The sequence below is a fragment of the Chryseomicrobium imtechense genome, from assembly GCF_041475995.1.
Lineage (GTDB): Bacteria > Bacillota > Bacilli > Bacillales_A > Planococcaceae > Chryseomicrobium > Chryseomicrobium aureum.
Genome location: NZ_JBGOBM010000015.1, coordinates 31,803 through 50,460, shown reverse-complemented (window position 1 = coordinate 50,460; position 18,658 = coordinate 31,803). Strand labels below are relative to the sequence as shown.

The window sequence follows — 18,658 nt, the reverse complement described above, 5'->3', positions numbered from 1 at the left end:
ATTAGGCACGCCGCCAGCGTTCGTCCTGAGCCAGGATCAAACTCTCCATAATAGAGAACTTAATGTAAGCTCATTTTGTTGCTGGCATCATAATGATGTCCATTTTTGAACGTCCATCACAACCCGTTAAAGGATGCGACTTGGTTCGTGTTTGCGTCACGCACACCCAACGGGGGTCGGGGCAGTGACGCTCTATCTTGACGTCTTGCATGTTCAGTTTTCAATGTTCATTTTATGCGCCGCTCGTTTTGGCGACTTTACTATGATACCAAATTACGAATCGTGATGTCAATCACTTTTTTGAAAAAGTTTTCTCGATGCATTTCGTAATTTAGCAACTTGATTACTATAGCACGGGATTTTGATAGAGACAAGCACTTTCACTCAACTTTTTTCAACAAAGTTTCCCGCATTCAACATTTAGTCGAATGCTTGCTACTGTTCACTAGATATTGTGCTTTCATCTGAATACTTACAAGAAGAAAAACAATTCGCGCAACTTCTATCTCAAACAAAACAAAAGCCCTTGCCCCGATATTCCTTGGGGCAAGGGCTCTCTCATTTATTAAACTATTCTCTGTGGCGCATTAATGGGAAGAGAAGGACGTCACGAATCGATGGTGAGTTCGTTAATAACATCACTAAACGATCGATACCAATCCCTAGTCCACCTGTTGGAGGCATTCCGTATTCAAGCGCTTCGATGAAATCATCATCCATTTCATGCGCCTCGTCGTTTCCTGCTTCTTTTTCCACAAGCTGCGCTTCAAAACGCTCGCGTTGATCGATTGGATCATTCAATTCCGTGAAGGCATTCGCATGCTCACGACGAACGATGAACAATTCGAAACGATCTGTGAAGCGACCGTCTTCTGGATTCTTCTTCGCTAGAGGAGATACTTCTACCGGATGTCCGTAAATGAATGTCGGTTGTACAAGTAACTCTTCGACTTTTTGCTCGAAGAACTCATTCAATACATGGCCTACTTCCATAGAAGGTTTCACTTCTACACCATGCTCATTTGCCAAAGCATGCGCTTGTTCTTTGGTCATCTCTTGCCAGAAGTCTACACCTGTCACTTCTTTCACTGCATCTGCCATGTGCCAGCGTTTCCAGCCTGGTGCTAAATCGACTTGGTCATCGCCATATTGAACAGTCGTTGAACCAAGTACTTCTTGTGCGATATGGGCGATCAAGTTTTCTGTAAGGTTCATGATGTCTTGATAGTCTGCGTATGCTTCGTACAATTCAATCATTGTGAATTCTGGGTTGTGACGAGTCGAGACGCCCTCGTTACGGAAGACACGACCGATCTCATATACTTTTTCAAGACCACCGACAATCAGACGCTTCAAGTGAAGTTCGATTGCGATACGCATGTAGAGTTCCATATCTAATGCATTGTGGTGCGTAACGAACGGACGAGCCGCTGCTCCACCTGCGATGGAATGCATCATTGGTGTCTCTACTTCTAAGAAACCTTCGTTATCCAGGTAACGACGCATCGCTTGGATGATACGGCTACGTGTGATGAATGTGTTTTTGCTGCTGTCACTTGTCATCAGGTCTAGGTACCGTTGACGGTAACGCTGTTCAACATCTTTTAAGCCGTGGAACTTCTCCGGCATCGGACGAAGGGATTTCGTCAAAAACGTAAATTCCGTCGCTTTAATAGAAAGTTCTCCAACGTTTGTGCGGAACACTAAACCTTTCACACCGACGATGTCTCCAAGATCAGCTGTAAGGAATGTTGCGTACGCCTCGTCACCGATTGCGTCTTTACGAACGTAAATCTGGATTTGGCCACCCAGGTCTTGAATGTGCGCAAAGCCAGCTTTTCCTTTTCCACGCTTTGTCATGATGCGCCCTGCAGCGATGACTTCATGTAGTGTTTCGTCGAGTTGTTCTTTCGTGTATCCTTCAAACTCCTCTTTTATTTCATGACTCAGGTGACTGCGGTCAAAACGTGTTCCAAATGGATCCATGCCTTGCTCTTGCATTGTCGTCATCTTTTGACGTCTCACCTGTAATTGATCGTTTAATTCTTCCATGTTCGACATAGTGTCACTCCTTCGCTCTGTTCTACGCCAGATTGCAATAGTTCTATTGTACACAAATTCCGTTTAAACTTCATCTCGTTGAACTGAAGTCTGCGAATTCAGTTTATTACCATAAAAAAAACTACCACCTCTAGGTGATAGCTCTGTTTAGACATACGCGATTTCTTCTTGTGATGTCATCGCCTCTTCTGCAAATGCATTCAAGTACGCTTTCATCTCTGTTGCATCATCGAGTTGATTGATGACGGTGCGAGCGCGACCATTGCCGCGAATACCTTTCAAGTACCACGAGGCATGCTTGCGCATTTCTCGTACAGCTACTTTCTCACCTTTCAATTGTGCAAGACGTTCAAAGTGAAGTAAGCAAACATCAATCTTTTCACGAACAGAGGGCTCTGGTTTCAGTACACCTGACTCTAAGTACTCTACTGTACGGTAAATCATCCACGGGTCACCGAGAGCTGCGCGGCCAATCATCACACCATCTACACCTGTCTCATCGAGCATTCGCTTCGCATCTTGCGGGGTCTCCACGTCTCCATTTCCGATGACCGGGATAGAAACGGACTGCTTCACATCGCGAATGACGTTCCAGTCTGCATGACCTTCATACATCTGTTGACGTGTGCGTCCATGAACAGCAACTGCTGCGCCCCCTGCACGTTCGATTGCTTGCGCGTTTTCTACGGCAAGGATGTGGTCCTCGTCCCAACCGATACGCATCTTAACTGTTACGGGCTTGGATACCTTGTCGACAACAGCTGAGACCATCTCGTAAATCTTATTTGGGTCAAGTAACCAGCGGGCACCCGCTTCACACTTGATAATTTTATTGACCGGACATCCCATGTTGATATCGATGATGTCAGCGGTTGTATTTTGGTCGACATATTGAGCGGCTGCAACGAGCGTGTCTTTTTCGCCTCCAAAGATTTGGAGAGACAATGGATTTTCTCGCTCATCGATATACAGCATGCTCAGTGTCTTCTCATTCTTCTGGACAATTCCTTTGTCACTGATCATCTCAGCATATACGAGTCCTACGCCAAACTCTTTGACCGTCAAACGGAATGCCGAGTTTGAAATCCCCGCCATCGGGGCTAGTACAACGCGGTTGTCCATCTCGATGCCGCCGATCGAGAACGGCTTCGTTGGCTTATGTGTCACGTTGTTCACCTTCCTTACTACCTTTAAGTTCTTCTAATTCTATATCAAGGGCTTGGGCAATCTGTATCCATTGTACTTCTGTCGGCTCATTGACACCTCGTTCAATCTTACCAAGCGTCGCTGGAGCCATTTGCAGGATTCTCGCCAATTCAATCTGGCTCATCCGTTTTAACTTTCGGTATGCACGAATGCGTCGTCCCCATCGAATGCTGTCCATAAGCGAATGCCTTCTTTCTCGGGATCGAATTCCGCTGCCAGTTGATGAAGTGCTGGGTCCGTAGAAATCGATGCCAGTGGGATTACTACAAAAGCACGTTCTGCCATGCGCGGATGCGGAATGACTAAATCATCCGACTCTATATTTTCATCATTATACAATAAAATGTCAAGGTCCACAGTCCGTGGCCCCCAGCGAATGATACGTTTACGCCCAAGTTCTTGTTCGATTCGTTGACATGCGGCGAGCAGTTCATGCGGAGACAGTGTCGTCTCAAGTTCGACTGCAATATTTAGAAAAGCAGCTTGGTCCGTATAGCCGACAGGATCTGTTTCATATATAGAAGAAACCGTCTTTACTGTGATTTCTGGGTCAAATTGCACCATTTGGACGGCGTCTTTTAAGAACTGTAGGCGGTCGCCCATGTTCGAGCCGATTGACAAGTACGCTTTCTTCATACCTCACCTCGTGTAATTTCAACAGCCACAGATGCGTAATGCCCAGCAATAGGAGGTGTTGGCTTCACAATCAACACCTTGCATCCCTTCACTTGCTCCGCGTATCCATCGAGAATCGCAGCTGCAATCTTTTCAGCGACCGACTCAATCAATTGATAGGGACGGCCTTCTACAATCTCCTTACACAACGCATACACTTCCGCATAATTAACAGTCGCAGCCAAATCATCCGTCTCGCCCGCTTGTCTTAAATCGACTGCCATCTCGACCGTGACACGAAACAACTGTCCAAGGACGGTCTCTTCCGGAAGCACGCCGTGATAGCCATAAAATTGCATATCATTTAAGTAGATTTTATCCATTAGGTTTCCTCCACATAGTGTGTTTTGCCAACGAGGACATCCATCATACGTGTTGTCCGTACCAATTCTTTTACATCATGCACACGCACCATGTGCACCCCTTTATCAATACCGAAGCTTACAGTCGCAGCTGTCCCTTCAACTCGCTCCTCTACAGGCAATTTTAAGACATTGCCAATCAGACTTTTACGTGAAGTTGCAAGTAACACGGGATACCCCATTGCCACAAGTTCCGGAAGGTATTGCATCATGAAAATGTTTTGAGTCGTGTTCTTCCCAAACCCGATGCCTGGATCTAACCAAATTTGTTCATCATGAACACCGTGGTCTTTCGCAATCTTCAGCGACTCTTCCAAGTCCGCTTTCGCATCTGACCAGAAGTCTTGGTAATTCGCCGACTCTCTATTGTGCATTAAAATCAATGGTGCTCCGTACTCCGCAGCTAGTTGCGCAATGCCCGGATCGCGTCGCACACCCCAAATATCATTTAAAATGTCGACTCCTGCATCTAGTGCCGCTTTTGCAACAGCAGATTTATATGTATCAATAGAAAGAAAGACTGGAATTTTGGCCTCACGAATGGCACGGATAACTGGAACGACCCGTTCGATTTCTTCTTCATCAGAAATCGGTGTGTAGCCAGGACGTGTCGATTCTCCGCCAATGTCTACAATTTTAGCTCCTTGTTCCACCATTTCACGCGTACGCGCAACGGCCTGTGCTACAGAGTTGTATTGCCCCCCGTCTGAAAAGGAGTCCGGTGTGACGTTTAAAATCCCCATAACAATCGTCTCTTTTGAGAAATCGAGCGTTACACCGTGCGCCGTCCAATTCTTTGTCATGCTAGTTCGTCCCCTTTCGGTAGTGCATCCACATAAGCTGCATGTACATTTCGATAGATTTCGCCATTATTTCCCGGGAAATGATAGGTTTCGAGCTTTCGAATCGGTACAATTTCCTGTACCGCATTCACCACCCAAAGTTCATCTGCTTGTTCGACTTGTTCACGTGAATAATGCCCTTCTTTGACTGGAATTCCAGTTGTGTGCGTGTAGTCAATCAACCACTGGCGCGTAATGCTATTGAGAATTCCTGTATCCAGGGAAGGTGTATAGAGCATCCCGTTTTGTACCCAGAAAATAGAAGAAGTGATACCTTCAGCTACAATTCCGGAAGCTGTACACATAAAGCCTTCCTGCTCGGCAAGCGAAGGCAGTTCGAAACGCGCGAGCACATTGTTTCCGTAATGATGCGACTTCACTCGTGTCGGCCCTTCCGGTGAGTTGCGCGGTGTTGCAATCCAACTCGCTGTCTTTTCTGTACCACGCACGGTCGGCGGAAGCGCTTTGCGCATGACTAGTACTGTCGGATTCGGATAATGGTCAGGTTGCAATCCGATATCATGCACACCAGCTGAGACATTTAACCGAAAATACCCGTCTTCATCACCATTTCGTCGCGTCAGTCCCTGCACAACCTGAAGCAATTCTTGTTTCGTGTACGTAAGCTCGATTCGAAAAGCAGAAAGCGTCTTCTCGAGACGCTCCCAGTGCTGCTCCCAAAGGAACACTTCTCCATTGTATGTGCGAAATGTTTCAAAAAAACCGAGTCCGTATAAATACCCGTGATCATAGGGAGAAATCGTGACTTGTTCTTTTGTGAGAAATTCACCGTTTTTCCAGCAGTCCATCAGACCGACACTTCCTTCGGTTCACAATACGTTTCAATAAAGTTGCGGATGAGCTTCTTCCCTTGCTCGGTCATAATCGACTCGGGGTGATATTGCACACCTTCCACCGCAAATTCCCTGTGACGCAGCCCCATAATCTCGCCCTCTTCTGTCCAAGACGTGATTTCGAGACACTCTGGTAACGAGTCTTTTTCGACAAGCAACGAATGATAGCGCGTTGCTTGAAATGGGTTCGGCATCCCTTCATTCACACCTTTACCGTCGTGGAAAACAGGCGATGTCTTACCATGCATCAGACGTTCCGCGCGGATGACCTTCCCGCCGAACGCTTGCCCAATAGATTGGTGACCAAGACACACACCAAGCACCGGGATTTTGCCAGCAAAGTGCGTGATGACATCTAGACTGATGCCAGCCTCATTTGGTGTGCACGGTCCAGGCGAAACAACAATCATATCCGGTTGCAACGTTTCGATTTCGTCGAGCGTGATTTCGTCATTGCGAACAACGCGAATCTCGCGTCCCATCTCGCCCATGTACTGAACGAGATTGTACGTGAATGAATCGTAATTATCAATCATCAAAATCATGCCTGTTTCGTCCCTTCCGCCATGGCTTTTGCTTGCCACAATGCTTTTGCTTTGTTTAAGGATTCAATATACTCTGCCGCAGGAATGGAGTCGATCACAATTCCCGCGCCCGCTTGGATATGCGCCATACCGTCTTTGACAAAAGCCGTTCGGATGACGATGTTGAACTCAAGGTCGCCCGTATAGCCAAACCACCCGATAGACCCTGTATATAGACCGCGGCGAACAGGCTCAAGTTCTTCAATGATTTCCATCGTACGAATCTTCGGCGCTCCCGTAATCGTACCCCCTGGGAACATGGCTTGAACGATTGCAGCACTCGTCACTTCTTGACCAAGTTCTCCTTTGACGTTTGAAACGATATGCATCACGTGTGAGTACCGCTCGATCACCATGAACTCATCTACTTCCACTGTTCCATACCGTGACACTTTCCCCAGATCATTACGCTCCAAGTCAACGAGCATGACGTGTTCCGCTCGCTCTTTTTCGTTGTCAATCAACTCTTTCGCGAGCGCGATATCTTCTGCTTCATCTTTACCTCGTGGGCGTGTGCCTGCAATTGGACGCGTAGAAAGCTCCATTCCTTTTTTCTTCACAAGAAGTTCTGGCGAGCCAGAAACCACTGCAAACTCGTCCGCTTGAATGTATGCCATATAAGGAGATGGGTTGAATGTGCGCAGCGCTTCATACATCACAGCCGGCTCGACACCAAGCTCTTTCGACTGACGCACAGATAAATTGACTTGGAATACATCTCCTTGCGCAATGTACTCTTGAATACGACGAACAGCCGCTTCAAATTGAGGACCACTCATTGAGACATGCAACGTGCTGTCGTCTTGAACAACTTCGCGAGCAGCTCCCGCTTCAAATAGACGCGTAGCGATTCCTTGTTGAATGGCTGCTTTCCATTCATCTGCCCAAGTTGCTAAGTCGACCTCTGCATTCGGTAACTTCATCAACACTACTTGCTCATGTGCGATATCATAGACCGCCCAATGATCAAATAAATAAAAGAAGTTCATCGGAATTCCCAAGTCGTCTTCTGTAGACTCTGGTAATACTTCGATGACACGTGCATAATCGTAGGTCACAAAGCCAAGTGCGCCCCCTTGAAAATCGGGAAGCTCTGGATTGTAAGAAATAGCGTAACGGTTGACGAGCTGCTCAATTAGCGTAAGCGATTCCCCTTGCTGCGCTTCGATACGCCCGTCCGACCATTCAATATGTATGCCATCTTCGGTAGAGTGCACAGTTGCGAATGGGTGGAAAGCCGCGGTGCTCAAGTTACCACCGCGCGCACTTTCCAGTAACGCATGGCGGCTCGCTTTTTTTGCGAGTTCTTGGTAGCCATAATAAAATTCATCTTTGGATGCTGAGAATTTGATAGTTTCGGTTGTTTGGATCACTGAGGTTACTCCTTTTTTCACCAGAATGTGCTTTAAGTGTACCTGTATTTGAGACGTTAGAAAAGAAAAAAGACCGCCCCTTCGGACGGTCTAGTAACTAGAGAATTAATTGTTTTCGAAGTTGTAAAGAGGTGTGCTCAAATAGCGCTCTCCGTTTGATGGAATGATGGCAAGGACCTTCTTGCCTTTTCCAAGTTTCTTGGCAAGTTCAAGTGCCGCATAGACAGCCGCACCGGATGAAACTCCACCAAGAATCCCTTCCGCTTTTGCAACTTCACGCGCTGTCGCATAGGCATCTTCATTCGATACTTGGATGACACTGTCATAAATCTCAGTATCCAATACGTTTGGAACAAAACCTGCACCAATTCCTTGGATTTTATGAGGACCTGGTGATCCACCCGATAAGACCGGGGAATCCTTTGGCTCGACAGCGGCGATGTGAATGCCCGGGAAGCTCTCTTTTAAGACGCCACCCGCTCCTGTGATTGTTCCACCAGTACCAATCCCTGCAACAAAACCATCGAGTGTATCGAAGGCTTTAACGATTTCAGGGCCTGTTGTTAAGCGGTGCACTTCAGGGTTTGCTTCATTATTGAACTGCTGCGGCATAAAGTAGCCTTCTGTAGCGGCTAGTTCTTCTGCTTTCGCAATAGCCCCTTTCATCCCATCAGCGCCTGGTGTCAACACAAGTTCAGCACCATACGCACGCAACAGGTTGCGACGTTCCATACTCATTGTATCTGGCATGACAAGTACAGAATTGTAGCCTTTTGCAGCAGCTACCATCGCAAGTCCGATCCCTGTGTTTCCACTTGTAGGTTCCACAAGCGTAGCACCTGGTTGTAAGTCGCCTGATTTTTCGGCAGCTTCAATCATTGCAAGGGCAATACGATCTTTGACACTGCTCCCTGGATTAAAATACTCCAATTTCACGTAGACTTCTGCATCATTTTCATTTGTGACACGATTCAATTTCACAATAGGGGTATGCCCTACTAGTTCTGTAATGGATTGTGCTGTTCTCGCCATACGCTCACTCCTAATTCCTAGTTTTTTGATAGGTTTTAGTTATCTTACCAATACTCTAAATTGTCTGTCAACTAGTTCCTATTACCATCATATACCCAGCTTGCATCAAATTCTTCCCAAAAAGCACGTGGTGTCACGGATTGTGGAAGTTGTTCAAGCGCCAGCTCTCGTTGAATATGATTTTTCACTTGTTCAAATGTAAAACTGTTGCCAGGAGATACACTCTGCACCTGAACAATTGCAAAGCTTCCATCCGTAAGTGGCAGTGGTTGACTCAGTTCCATCGGCTCAAGTTCTCCCGCTGCACGTACGAGATTTGGGTCGAGCGCTGTTGTATTCGCACTGATAAAGCCAAGGGAGCCACCAAGAGACGCTGTGCTTGCATCTGTAGAGCGCTCACGTGCCAACCCTTCAAAAGACGATCCATTTTCAAGTTCTTGTCGAACAGAGTCACCCTCTTCTTGTGAAGGTACAAAGATGGCTTTGACATCATAGGAAGTTGGTATTTCATATAGTGTCTTATTTTGCTCATAATAGGCCTCAAGTGCCGAGTCTTCCACTACGACATCTTTTGCAAGCACTTTTTCCAAGATGATACGTGCACGAATTTTCTTGGTCATCTGCTCTTCATTCAACCCTAAAAAAGTTTGATCCGTAGCTTCTGTTGCGCTGCGGTAAAGAGCGAGCTCAAGCTCAATTTCTTCATCCGTGACCTCAATCGCATGTTTCTCCGCTGCCGCTTCCATTACTTTTTCGTTCACCAAGGCTTCTAATGACTCACGACCGACTCGCGATTCCATCTCAGCCACCCATTCCTCATGGCGAATCGCTTCTCCTTCTACTTCTGCAACAGTTTCCGTGTTGCCGGTATCGTTTGGAATCAGCCAAGCAATAAACCATAGCAAGTTTCCAAGTAGTAGGATTCCCATGACAAGAAGGGCTGGTTTTGTTTTTAATCGTTTTGATTTACGTGGTTCAGTTTGGACGTTTTGCCTCATCAATCATTGTCTCCAGTTCATCTACGTTATAGTGATACTGTTCCATACAGAAATGACATTGCGCTTCAGCACCGCCATCTTCTTCAATCATAGCACGAATTTCGTCTGGTCCGAGAGAAATAATCGCTGCACCAAAGCGGTCTTTCGAACAGTTACAGCTAAAGGATACTGGTTGGCTATTCAAAATCGTGACATTGTCTTCTCCTAAAATTTCTTGTAACAGTTCTTCTGGAGTCAAACCACGTTCAATCAGCTTAGAAACAGGCTCCATACGCGCCAAGTGGTTTTCAATTTCTGTGATCGTTTCATCTTCTGTGCCAGGCATCAACTGGATGATGAATCCACCTGCTGCAAGGATTGAGTTGTCTGGGTTTACAAGAACACCGAGCCCTACAGAAGATGGCACTTGCTCAGACGTTGCGTAGTAATACGTGAAGTCTTCTGCGATCTCTCCCGATACGATAGGCACCTGGCCACTAAAGAAGTCACGCATGCCAAGGTCTTTTACAACTGTTAGCGCACCTTCTGTCCCAACTACGCGACGCACATCAAGCTTGCCCTGCTCGTTTAAATCAAAATGCACATGTGGATTGGTAATGTATCCACGTGCTTCTCCGTGCGCATTGGCATCAATAATGATCGGTCCTGCGGGGCCATTGCCTTCCACTTTGACCGTCAATTTGTCGTCTCCTTTTAACATCGCACCCATCATAACAGCGGCTGTCATCGAACGACCAAGTGCCGCTGAAGGAATCGGCCATGTATCATGGCGACGTTGTGCTTCTCCTACCATGTCTGTTGTCCGTGTTGCAAATGCACGTACTTGTCCATCAAACGCTAAAGCGCGTACTAAATAATCACTCATTGTTTATTCCTACTTTCTCATTTCGTTTATAAAGTAAATACAAGCCTTTTAAAGTTAAAAAGGGGTCTATCTGGTCAATGACTTTAGTTTCTGCAGCAATCAGCGGCGCTAAACCTCCCGTTGCAATGACTTTTGCGTTTTTCGTACCCGCTTGCTTCATGCGGTTGACGATTCCCTCGACTTGGCCAACATAGCCGTAGACGATTCCTGCCTGCATCGCAGAAACCGTATTTTTGCCAACGATATGACCAGGCATCGTCAACTCAATACGCGGTAATTTACTCGCACGTGAGAACAACGCTTCTGTCGAAATCCCGATGCCCGGTGCAATTGCACCACCCATGTAATCTCCGCGTTCATTGATATAGCAATAGGTCGTTGCCGTACCAAAATCTACGATGATGAGGGGTGCTCCGTAATAGTGTATGCCAGCAACTGCGTTGACAATGCGGTCTGCACCCACTTCTCGAGGGTTTTCATATTTGATGTTGAGGCCCGTCTTGACACCCGGTCCTACAACAAGAGGTTTTTGTTTAAAGTATTTGGTGCACATGGCTTCTAGCGAAAACATGATCGGCGGTACGACAGACGATAAGATGATGCCATCGATATCTTCGAATGCAAGACCTACGTGTTGAAACAAGGCCTTCACCTGCATCGCATATTCATCTTCCGTTTTCATGCGATCCGTCTCCATTCGCCAGTGGTGTTGCAACTGGTCGTTATGATAGACGCCTAGCACAATGTTAGTATTTCCGATATCCATTACGAGTATCATACATGTCCCTCATTTCACCTTGAATCATACCACAGCCAATTAAGAGAAAGAAAAGCGTAAGCACCAGAGCGGCACTTACGCTTTCTATTATTTACGGTCTTCTTGAATTGGATTGTCAGGACCTGCATCTTGAGAAGATGTTTCAGATGGTAAGTCACCCGTCGTCGGATCAGACGGTGCGCCTGTTGCATCTGTCGTTTCTTCTTCAACTGCTGGCTCTTCAAACTTACGTTCAGGAAGTGTGCCGTGCTCTTTCAAGTGAATGATTTGCCCTGCATCTAGTGTTTCCACTTCAAGCAATGTTTCAGCAATCAAGTTTAGAAGATCACGTTTTTCCGTTAGAATTTCTTTTGTGCGCGCATATTGCTCTTTGATCATACGCTGCATCTCTTGGTCGATTTCATAGGCAATCGCATCGGAGTAGTTTTGCTCCGAATTGAAGTCACGTCCTAAGAAGACGTTGCCTCCTTGCGATTGACCGAATTGCATCGGTCCAAGCTTGTCACTCATTCCGTATTCTGTAACCATGCTGCGGACAATGCCCGTCACACGTTGGAAGTCATTATGTGCACCTGTCGAGACTTCGCCAAACACGATGTCCTCTGCTACACGACCGCCAAGAAGTCCGGAAACTTTATCAAGAAGTTCAGGTTTTGTCATGAAGTAACGATCTTCTTTCGGAAGCATTACTGCGTATCCGCCGGCTTGTCCACGAGGGACAATCGTCACTTTATGCACTGTCTCTGCGTTATCAAGCGATAAGCCGATAACTACGTGACCAGCTTCGTGGAATGCCACGATTTTGCGCTCTTTTTCAGAGATAACTTTTGTTGATTTCGCAGGACCTGCGATAACACGGTCTGTTGCTTCATCAATGTCATGCATATCAATCTTACGTTTGTTACGGCGTGCTGCAACTAGTGCTGCTTCATTTAACAAGTTCTCAAGGTCTGCACCCGAGAAGCCTGGTGTACGCTGTGCGATTGCTTTTAAATCTACGCCTTCTGCTAAAGGTTTGTTACGCGCATGTACTTTAAGTACCGCTGCACGACCTTTTAAATCCGGGCGACCAACCGTAATTTGACGGTCAAAACGTCCAGGACGAAGAAGAGCTGGGTCAAGAATATCTGGGCGGTTCGTTGCGGCAACGATGATAATTCCTTCGTTCGCTCCGAAACCATCCATCTCAACTAATAATTGGTTCAATGTTTGTTCACGCTCATCGTGACCGCCACCTAAGCCGGCGCCACGTTGACGACCTACTGCATCAATCTCATCAATAAAGATGATACACGGTGCGTTTTTCTTCGCGTTTTCGAATAAATCACGTACGCGGGATGCCCCGACCCCTACGAACATCTCAACGAAATCCGAACCGGAAATCGAGAAGAATGGTACGCCAGCTTCCCCGGCTACAGCACGAGCAAGTAACGTTTTCCCTGTTCCTGGAGGACCAACTAGTAAGATCCCTTTTGGAATACGTGCACCAAGTTCTGCGAATTTACTTGGATCTTTTAAGAAGTCAACGACCTCTACAAGTTCCGCCTTTTCTTCGTCAGCACCTGCAACGTCTTCGAATTTTGCTTTTTTCTTATCATCGTACAATTTCGCTTTGCTCTTCCCGAAGTTCATCACACGGTTTCCGCCACCTTGTGATTGGCTTAATAGGAAGAAGAACAAGATGATGATGATTAGGAATGGTAGAAGTCCCGTTAAGAACTGTACCCATCCACTTGTTTGTGGAGCTTCTTCAGTATCCCATTCTGTTCCATTCGCATCAGCAATCTCATAGATGTCTTGCTCTGAGAACTGACCGTTGTATGGAATGCGGGCATTAAAAGTCTCGCCTTCTTTTGCACCGACTTTTTCACCTGTGATTACATACACGTTGTTCATAGGTTGTAATGTAAACGTTTCAATTTCACCATTTTCCATGGCCGTAATAAACTGATCTGTTGTCAGATCTTCTGTTGGCGCTCCGCTTTGATTAAACGTAGCAAATATCCCAACGATCACAAAAAAGATCAATAAATATAATATCGCGTAGCGCAGTGCTCGATTCATTCCTAGCCTCCTCACGGACTTAGTCAAAAAATCACATCTCAAAACGGTCGAGATGAGGTGTTTTTAGGTGATGAAAGAAAGTTTTTCCACTTTCTTGTCGTTCAAAAAACTATAGAATATCTTATCATAGGAAAATTAGCACGTACAATGAAATGCCTTTATTCCAAGATGTTCAACTTAAAACGAGTAAACTTCTTTTTTCAATACACCTACGTATGGCAGATTGCGGTAGCGTTCTGCATAGTCAAGACCATAGCCGACCACGAAAGCATCCGGAACGATAAAGCCTACATAGTCTGCTTCTAGATCCACTTTACGGCCTGATGGTTTATCGAGAAGTGTCACAATTTTGATGGATTTTGCTTTGCGGTATTTGAAGAGGTCGATTAAGTAGCTAAGTGTCTTTCCGCTATCAATGATGTCTTCTACGATGATGATGTCGCGACCTTCCACACTTGTGTTCAAATCTTTCACGATTTTTACTTCACCAGAAGATACAGTTGCGTTTCCGTAACTAGAAACGTCCATGTAGTCCATTTCAACGTATGCGTCCACATGTTTCATTAAATCAGACATGAACGGCATAGCTCCTTTCAGAATACCGATCGCAAGTGGGAACTTTTCTGCGTACTCTTGTGAGAGAACTGCACCAAGTTCTTTTGCCTTCTCCTGAATTTGCTCGTCCGTTAATAAAATTTCTTGAATATCCTTTTCTAACATGTGGAATCCTCCTGTTTTATCCATATCACCCAAGGGGTTTTTTTCGTTTTTGTCAGCCGGCTGCTATGGCGTAGGCCGATTAGTCCTAGTATACCATTCTTTTGTGTGACAAGCAGGGGCCAGCCCTCACGTTTTTCACGCGGGATTTTTGAATCGATGAAAAGTCGTGATACCTTCTTGTGATGGGTTCCTAGATCGAGTACATCACCCATTCGTCTCGTGCGAATATGAAGCGGGAAATCCTCGTTTTCGAGTACTGCATACCACCGTTCTCCTTCATACATTTTGTCACTTTGCGTGATGAGGAGCTGCATGTCTTGACCAATTGAAACCCATTCATCAACTGGCAGCTCACCGGAAAGTGGGATAGGTTTTTGATCTCCCTTCGCCACCGTCACCGTTGTATAAGCACGTGTCCACACGTAGCCATTTGGAAGAGAGACCGATTGCGTACCCTCTCGCCGTTCTGTCACTTGAATGATGGAAGCGACAGTTGAAGCGGATAGGGCAGAGGCATGCGGTTGCAAGTACTTCCATACTAAAAGAATGAACCGACGTTGTAAAGCAATCGCCATTTCGCAAAATTCAGTCGTATCAAGGGTTAGAGAACCTTCTTGAAATGTCACGAGCTCGTCAAATTTTGTTCGTGCCAGTGTTTGGAGAATGTCTTCATCTTGCTTGCGTTCTTCGACTAACCGCCGCACCTGTTGATCAAGTGTGCGATTTTCTTCGTATAAAGATGGCAGGACCCGTTGCCGGAAGCGATTTCGCATATACGTAGTAGATTCATTACTTGCATCTTCTCTATACGGTTGATGAAGGGTATGTAAGTAGCGTTCGATTGTTGTGCGGTTCACACTGAGCAAGGGGCGGATTAAAGGTTTCCCAGCGAATTCCCGCTGTTCCGGTATTCCCCGCATCCCTTGGCCTTGGACTAGCTCCATCAATACGGTCTCAATTTGGTCATCCCCGTGATGCCCTTGTGCCAACACGTCGTAACCGTATGTTGTTAGGATAAATGCAAAATAGGCATACCGCTCTTCGCGGCATACCTGCTGTGTATTCCCACCATTTTGAAGCTTGTCTTTCACAGCTAGCTCTTTACTATAAACAGGAATGTCGAGTTGTTCAGCAAGAGCTTCCACAAATACTCGGTCTTGAGTTGATGCGTCTCCTCGTAATCCGTGGTCTGCATGCACGATACCGAGCATCCAATTGTTTTGCTGCGCATAGTGATGAAAAAAGCGGACAAGCGCAACAGAGTCAGCCCCCCCTGAACAGGCCAGAAGGATTCGCTTCCCTTGGTACATCATGTGATGTTCGGTCATGTAAGTCAGTACCTCTTGCTCCATTGTCACGCCTCCTTTTTGTTCAGTTTACCACGCGGGTCACTTGGCGGGGAGTAAAAAGAGACCCACTTGGCAAACGCTTCGAGACATGCAGACAGATGACGGTTTGATCATCCGTCGCCGTTCCAAAAAATCGCGTTTTCCATTCCATAAATTCAGCAGCGGTCGGAGACTCTTCTGTCCACCACGCCATATAGTGTTGTTCCTGCACATCAAGTTCAATCGTTTCTTGGAACACTCCATCAGAAATCATCCATATTTGGTCGCCGTGTTTCAACTCCATACTTTGTTCGACGAGTGCAGAAGAATGATAACCATAAAAAAATGCTGTCACCACCCACTTTTCTTTTTGGACAAGATGCCCCCTCCAAGACGCCAATCGATGGAATGGTTGTGGTACTGAAAGTAAACGCATAACAATTTCCCCTTTCTGTTATACAAAAGCATACGGCGTTAGACGGAAAAAATCTGTCATGCTGTGCGGGGAAAGAAAAAAAGAATTCGACGTTTTTCATTCTTTTTTTCAAAACTGTATTGACTTCTTTTCGCTACGCTTGTATGATACTAATTGTCCGAAAAAAACAAGGCGGCCTAGCTCAGCTGGCTAGAGCGTACGGTTCATACCCGTGAGGTCGGGGGTTCGATCCCCTCGGCCGCCACCATTTTTATTTCGGCCCCTTGGTCAAGCGGTTAAGACACCGCCCTTTCACGGCGGTAACACGGGTTCGAATCCCGTAGGGGTCATAACAAGCACTGGTTCGCATAAGATATGCGGGCTGGTGTTTTTTTAGTTTTAGATGTGGAGCCGACTGTTCAGAAATTGTGCGAAATGACAGCGTGGACCGTGAAGCGCTTTTTGCTTCATGGGCTGCGATGGCTTTTTGCGGGATTTCTAGGAGGCGCAACTCGATTCCATTTAGAGTCGCAACTCGTTTCTTTTAGATGTGGAGAACGCCACTGACTTTAGTACGTTAGCAGATTGATTAGTACATTCATCCGGCTAATTGTGACGTTAGTGGCTTCTATTAGGACATTAACTCGCTCCATTCTTACATTAGCGGTCCCCATTCCGACATTGCTCATATTATGGAAACTAATTCGCAGGCCAAACCCTTCATTTCTTAAGATCTTACTAGTAAGACCTTCCCCATACAAAAAACCGCCCCTTCAATTGAAGGGACGGTTTGACACACTCTATGTTATGAACACTTTTTTACGCGTAGTCAGACAATAGGATTAGCCTCGTTTTGCGCCACGGCCACCACGTTTAGATTCAGTTGCACGTTTAAGTGTAGAAAGACGCTCTTCGCTGTCTTTTAAGAAACGTGACATTTTTGATTCAAAGTTCTCTTTTGGTTGTGGACGATCACGATCATTTGATCGGAAATTGTTGTTACGTGGACGTTGTGGTCGCTCAGGACGCTCAGGTCGTTCAGCTTGCGGTTTCGCTTTACGGATTGACAATCCAATCTTCCCGTCCGCTTCAACATTCATCACCTTCACTTCGACCATATCGCCAACCTTTAAGTGATCGTTGATATCTTTGACATAATTATCCGCAACTTCACTGATGTGAACCAGACCTGTTTTCCCACCTGGCAGTTCTACGAATGCGCCGAAGTTTGTGATCCCTGTTACTTTACCTTCTACCTTGCTGCCTACTTCAATTGACATAAAAAAAATGCTCCTCCTTAAAAATACACTGTGACGTACTACGACACGCTATCTTAATTATAACCAACAAAAAAAGAGTGTCAATCATGGCACTCTTTTACTCGCCCGATTTATCTTCTTCCTTGTCTTTTGGAAGAGTGAAAATCAGTTCATTTTCTTCAGATAGGAAATAATCTTTCCGCAAAAGTTTACCGATATATTCATCGTCATTTAATTTCGCAATTTCAAGTTCTAATGACTCTTTGTGATCAAGAGTCTCCGTTAACACTTGCTCTACCTCGACATGTGTAGCTTTTTTATTCGCTAAGGTCTGCTGGCTAGAGACAAGGGAGTGAACAAGAAAGCCGATGACCGCAATCGCGAGTAATCCAAAAACCGATAGACGACGATAGAGGCGCACGCGTTGCGCTTGCTGGCGTTTCTTTTTCTTTTCCACGGAGCGCACGTATTCGGAATTGATCGATGAAATTTGTTGTTCCAATTGATTGGTCCGTTCATTTTGATTCATCAGGCTTCCCCCCCTCCTACGTGGTTCCCTATAGTATACCGAACTTTCAGGTTTCTTTGTAGTGTAGTTGGAAATATTTTTCCGCTTCCTCTATAGGTCAATCGGTAGAGAATTGCCACGAATTTGACAAGAATTCTTACGAGCAAGCGCACTATGGTCACAAGAAGGTGAAGAAACTTCCAAAGTGGCCTCATGAATACCAGGTCCTTCCCCCTTCCGATGAGACGTAGGGGATCTTTGAGAACCTGATGATAAAGCGCAGCGCTCCATTGCTTTGACGGCTGTGACATCCATGCGTTTTCGGTTGCGGAGGGAGATGGCTAGTGAGGGAAGATAAAGGTGTTTCTTGAGTATAGGTCAAGTCGTCTCTCCTTTCATTCCCTTCACTCTATGACAAAGAAAAACGGAGTATGCCCTTGGGCTACTCCGCATCATCGATAAATTCTGGTTCTACTTTCGCTAATCGCTCTTCGTTTAAAATCGTGAACATCATCGCTGCTTCTTCTTTCTTCGCATTTTCACGAATACTCTCGACGCGTGCTGTGACAATCTTTTGTCCAAAACGAATGCGTAGTTCGTCTCCTGCTTTCACTTCACTGCTTGCTTTCGCTGTCTTGCCGTTGATTTCAATCCGTCCTTGGACGGCCACTTCTTTTGCGAGTGTACGTCGTTTGATCAAACGTGACACTTTCAAGTATTTATCTAAACGCATA

General features: G+C 45.9%; 20 protein-coding genes and 2 tRNA genes. 2 read left to right on the top strand and 20 right to left on the bottom strand.

Translation table 11 applies throughout. From position 1 onward, the window contains the following. Positions 1-570: 570 nt before the first annotated feature. The 17 genes from lysS to AB5N96_RS12005 form a co-directional block, all read right to left on the bottom strand. A complete protein-coding gene (lysS, locus tag AB5N96_RS12085) occupies positions 571-2,061 on the bottom strand; it encodes a lysine--tRNA ligase (RefSeq protein WP_499705635.1) in 1,491 nt (496 codons plus the stop codon). Positions 2,062-2,208: 147 nt separating this feature from the next. Further along, the gene (dusB, locus tag AB5N96_RS12080; RefSeq protein ID WP_204591123.1) at positions 2,209-3,183 is read right to left on the bottom strand and encodes a tRNA dihydrouridine synthase DusB; all 975 of its coding nucleotides are present in this window, start codon (positions 3,181-3,183) and stop codon (positions 2,209-2,211) included. 34 nt (positions 3,184-3,217) lie between these two features. Continuing rightward, the gene (locus tag AB5N96_RS12075; protein ID WP_499705634.1) at positions 3,218-3,445 is read right to left on the bottom strand and encodes a helix-turn-helix domain-containing protein; all 228 of its coding nucleotides are present in this window, start codon (positions 3,443-3,445) and stop codon (positions 3,218-3,220) included. After that, the gene (folK, locus tag AB5N96_RS12070) at positions 3,397-3,903 is read right to left on the bottom strand and encodes a 2-amino-4-hydroxy-6-hydroxymethyldihydropteridine diphosphokinase (protein WP_204591017.1); all 507 of its coding nucleotides are present in this window, start codon (positions 3,901-3,903) and stop codon (positions 3,397-3,399) included. The genes AB5N96_RS12075 and folK overlap by 49 nt, the downstream gene beginning before the upstream one ends. Further along, positions 3,900-4,265: a dihydroneopterin aldolase gene (folB, locus tag AB5N96_RS12065; protein ID WP_204591018.1), complete on the bottom strand. Its 366-nt coding sequence runs from the start codon at positions 4,263-4,265 to the stop codon at positions 3,900-3,902. Before folB ends, folK begins: the two co-directional genes overlap by 4 nt. Beyond that, positions 4,265-5,107 (bottom strand): dihydropteroate synthase, encoded by an 843-nt coding sequence (folP, locus tag AB5N96_RS12060; RefSeq protein WP_204591019.1) that lies wholly within the window; start codon positions 5,105-5,107, stop codon positions 4,265-4,267. The genes folB and folP overlap by 1 nt, the downstream gene beginning before the upstream one ends. Next, complete coding sequence (gene pabC / locus AB5N96_RS12055; protein WP_204591021.1) at positions 5,104-5,955, bottom strand: aminodeoxychorismate lyase; 852 nt, start codon at positions 5,953-5,955, stop codon at positions 5,104-5,106. The genes folP and pabC overlap by 4 nt, the downstream gene beginning before the upstream one ends. Beyond that, positions 5,955-6,545, bottom strand: coding sequence for an aminodeoxychorismate/anthranilate synthase component II (gene pabA, locus AB5N96_RS12050; RefSeq protein ID WP_204591023.1), 591 nt, complete (start codon positions 6,543-6,545; stop codon positions 5,955-5,957). Before pabA ends, pabC begins: the two co-directional genes overlap by 1 nt. Next, the gene (locus AB5N96_RS12045; RefSeq protein WP_499705636.1) at positions 6,542-7,954 is read right to left on the bottom strand and encodes an anthranilate synthase component I family protein; all 1,413 of its coding nucleotides are present in this window, start codon (positions 7,952-7,954) and stop codon (positions 6,542-6,544) included. The genes pabA and AB5N96_RS12045 overlap by 4 nt, the downstream gene beginning before the upstream one ends. A gap of 108 nt (positions 7,955-8,062) precedes the next feature. Next, on the bottom strand, positions 8,063-8,989 hold the full coding sequence (gene cysK, locus AB5N96_RS12040; RefSeq protein WP_204591025.1) for a cysteine synthase A: 927 nt from the start codon (positions 8,987-8,989) through the stop codon (positions 8,063-8,065). Positions 8,990-9,060: 71 nt separating this feature from the next. Beyond that, positions 9,061-9,987: a peptidyl-prolyl cis-trans isomerase gene (locus tag AB5N96_RS12035; protein WP_204591027.1), complete on the bottom strand. Its 927-nt coding sequence runs from the start codon at positions 9,985-9,987 to the stop codon at positions 9,061-9,063. Next, positions 9,965-10,852 (bottom strand): Hsp33 family molecular chaperone HslO, encoded by an 888-nt coding sequence (hslO, locus tag AB5N96_RS12030; protein ID WP_499705633.1) that lies wholly within the window; start codon positions 10,850-10,852, stop codon positions 9,965-9,967. The genes AB5N96_RS12035 and hslO overlap by 23 nt, the downstream gene beginning before the upstream one ends. Further along, positions 10,845-11,630: a type III pantothenate kinase gene (locus AB5N96_RS12025; RefSeq protein WP_499705632.1), complete on the bottom strand. Its 786-nt coding sequence runs from the start codon at positions 11,628-11,630 to the stop codon at positions 10,845-10,847. The genes hslO and AB5N96_RS12025 overlap by 8 nt, the downstream gene beginning before the upstream one ends. Positions 11,631-11,717: 87 nt before the next feature. After that, a complete protein-coding gene (gene ftsH / locus AB5N96_RS12020) occupies positions 11,718-13,694 on the bottom strand; it encodes an ATP-dependent zinc metalloprotease FtsH (protein ID WP_204591033.1) in 1,977 nt (658 codons plus the stop codon). A 177-nt stretch (positions 13,695-13,871) separates the two neighbouring features. Continuing rightward, positions 13,872-14,414, bottom strand: coding sequence for a hypoxanthine phosphoribosyltransferase (gene hpt, locus AB5N96_RS12015; RefSeq protein ID WP_204591035.1), 543 nt, complete (start codon positions 14,412-14,414; stop codon positions 13,872-13,874). After that, positions 14,408-15,766, bottom strand: a complete 1,359-nt coding sequence (gene tilS, locus AB5N96_RS12010; RefSeq protein ID WP_499705631.1) for a tRNA lysidine(34) synthetase TilS — start codon at positions 15,764-15,766, stop codon at positions 14,408-14,410. Before tilS ends, hpt begins: the two co-directional genes overlap by 7 nt. Positions 15,767-15,785: 19 nt before the next feature. Continuing rightward, a complete protein-coding gene (locus AB5N96_RS12005; RefSeq protein WP_499705630.1) occupies positions 15,786-16,178 on the bottom strand; it encodes a hypothetical protein in 393 nt (130 codons plus the stop codon). A gap of 170 nt (positions 16,179-16,348) precedes the next feature. Here AB5N96_RS12005 and AB5N96_RS12000 point away from each other — a divergent pair. Together AB5N96_RS12000 and AB5N96_RS11995 are read left to right on the top strand one after the other, a co-directional pair. After that, positions 16,349-16,425 (top strand) — tRNA-Met (locus tag AB5N96_RS12000). Between the two features lie 10 nt (positions 16,426-16,435). Next, positions 16,436-16,507: transfer RNA gene (locus AB5N96_RS11995), tRNA-Glu, on the top strand. Positions 16,508-16,999: 492 nt separating this feature from the next. On the opposite strand, the gene AB5N96_RS11990 is transcribed toward AB5N96_RS11995, so the two are convergent. From AB5N96_RS11990 to AB5N96_RS11980, 3 genes are all read right to left on the bottom strand, one after another. After that, positions 17,000-17,437 (bottom strand): S1 domain-containing RNA-binding protein, encoded by a 438-nt coding sequence (locus AB5N96_RS11990; RefSeq protein WP_204591041.1) that lies wholly within the window; start codon positions 17,435-17,437, stop codon positions 17,000-17,002. Between the two features lie 97 nt (positions 17,438-17,534). Further along, on the bottom strand, positions 17,535-17,945 hold the full coding sequence (locus tag AB5N96_RS11985) for an FtsB family cell division protein (RefSeq protein WP_499705629.1): 411 nt from the start codon (positions 17,943-17,945) through the stop codon (positions 17,535-17,537). 421 nt (positions 17,946-18,366) lie between these two features. Continuing rightward, complete coding sequence (locus AB5N96_RS11980; RefSeq protein WP_204591045.1) at positions 18,367-18,657, bottom strand: RNA-binding S4 domain-containing protein; 291 nt, start codon at positions 18,655-18,657, stop codon at positions 18,367-18,369. Position 18,658: the final 1 nt, after the last annotated feature.

What these genes read in the sequence shown, in the direction of transcription:
- lysS (WP_499705635.1), bottom strand. Translation starts at nt 2,061, where the DNA reads ATGTCGAACATGGAAGAATTAAACGATCAATTACAGGTGAGACGTCAA.
- dusB (WP_204591123.1), bottom strand. Translation starts at nt 3,183, where the DNA reads ATGGACAACCGCGTTGTACTAGCCCCGATGGCGGGGATTTCAAACTCG.
- AB5N96_RS12075 (WP_499705634.1), bottom strand. Translation starts at nt 3,445, where the DNA reads ATGGACAGCATTCGATGGGGACGACGCATTCGTGCATACCGAAAGTTA.
- folK (WP_204591017.1), bottom strand. Translation starts at nt 3,903, where the DNA reads ATGAAGAAAGCGTACTTGTCAATCGGCTCGAACATGGGCGACCGCCTA.
- folB (WP_204591018.1), bottom strand. Translation starts at nt 4,265, where the DNA reads ATGGATAAAATCTACTTAAATGATATGCAATTTTATGGCTATCACGGC.
- folP (WP_204591019.1), bottom strand. Translation starts at nt 5,107, where the DNA reads ATGACAAAGAATTGGACGGCGCACGGTGTAACGCTCGATTTCTCAAAA.
- pabC (WP_204591021.1), bottom strand. Translation starts at nt 5,955, where the DNA reads ATGGACTGCTGGAAAAACGGTGAATTTCTCACAAAAGAACAAGTCACG.
- pabA (WP_204591023.1), bottom strand. Translation starts at nt 6,545, where the DNA reads ATGATTTTGATGATTGATAATTACGATTCATTCACGTACAATCTCGTT.
- cysK (WP_204591025.1), bottom strand. Translation starts at nt 8,989, where the DNA reads ATGGCGAGAACAGCACAATCCATTACAGAACTAGTAGGGCATACCCCT.
- AB5N96_RS12035 (WP_204591027.1), bottom strand. Translation starts at nt 9,987, where the DNA reads ATGAGGCAAAACGTCCAAACTGAACCACGTAAATCAAAACGATTAAAA.
- hslO (WP_499705633.1), bottom strand. Translation starts at nt 10,852, where the DNA reads ATGAGTGATTATTTAGTACGCGCTTTAGCGTTTGATGGACAAGTACGT.
- AB5N96_RS12025 (WP_499705632.1), bottom strand. Translation starts at nt 11,630, where the DNA reads ATGATACTCGTAATGGATATCGGAAATACTAACATTGTGCTAGGCGTC.
- ftsH (WP_204591033.1), bottom strand. Translation starts at nt 13,694, where the DNA reads ATGAATCGAGCACTGCGCTACGCGATATTATATTTATTGATCTTTTTT.
- hpt (WP_204591035.1), bottom strand. Translation starts at nt 14,414, where the DNA reads ATGTTAGAAAAGGATATTCAAGAAATTTTATTAACGGACGAGCAAATT.
- tilS (WP_499705631.1), bottom strand. Translation starts at nt 15,766, where the DNA reads ATGGAGCAAGAGGTACTGACTTACATGACCGAACATCACATGATGTAC.
- AB5N96_RS12005 (WP_499705630.1), bottom strand. Translation starts at nt 16,178, where the DNA reads ATGCGTTTACTTTCAGTACCACAACCATTCCATCGATTGGCGTCTTGG.
- AB5N96_RS11990 (WP_204591041.1), bottom strand. Translation starts at nt 17,437, where the DNA reads ATGTCAATTGAAGTAGGCAGCAAGGTAGAAGGTAAAGTAACAGGGATC.
- AB5N96_RS11985 (WP_499705629.1), bottom strand. Translation starts at nt 17,945, where the DNA reads ATGAATCAAAATGAACGGACCAATCAATTGGAACAACAAATTTCATCG.
- AB5N96_RS11980 (WP_204591045.1), bottom strand. Translation starts at nt 18,657, where the DNA reads ATGCGTTTAGATAAATACTTGAAAGTGTCACGTTTGATCAAACGACGT.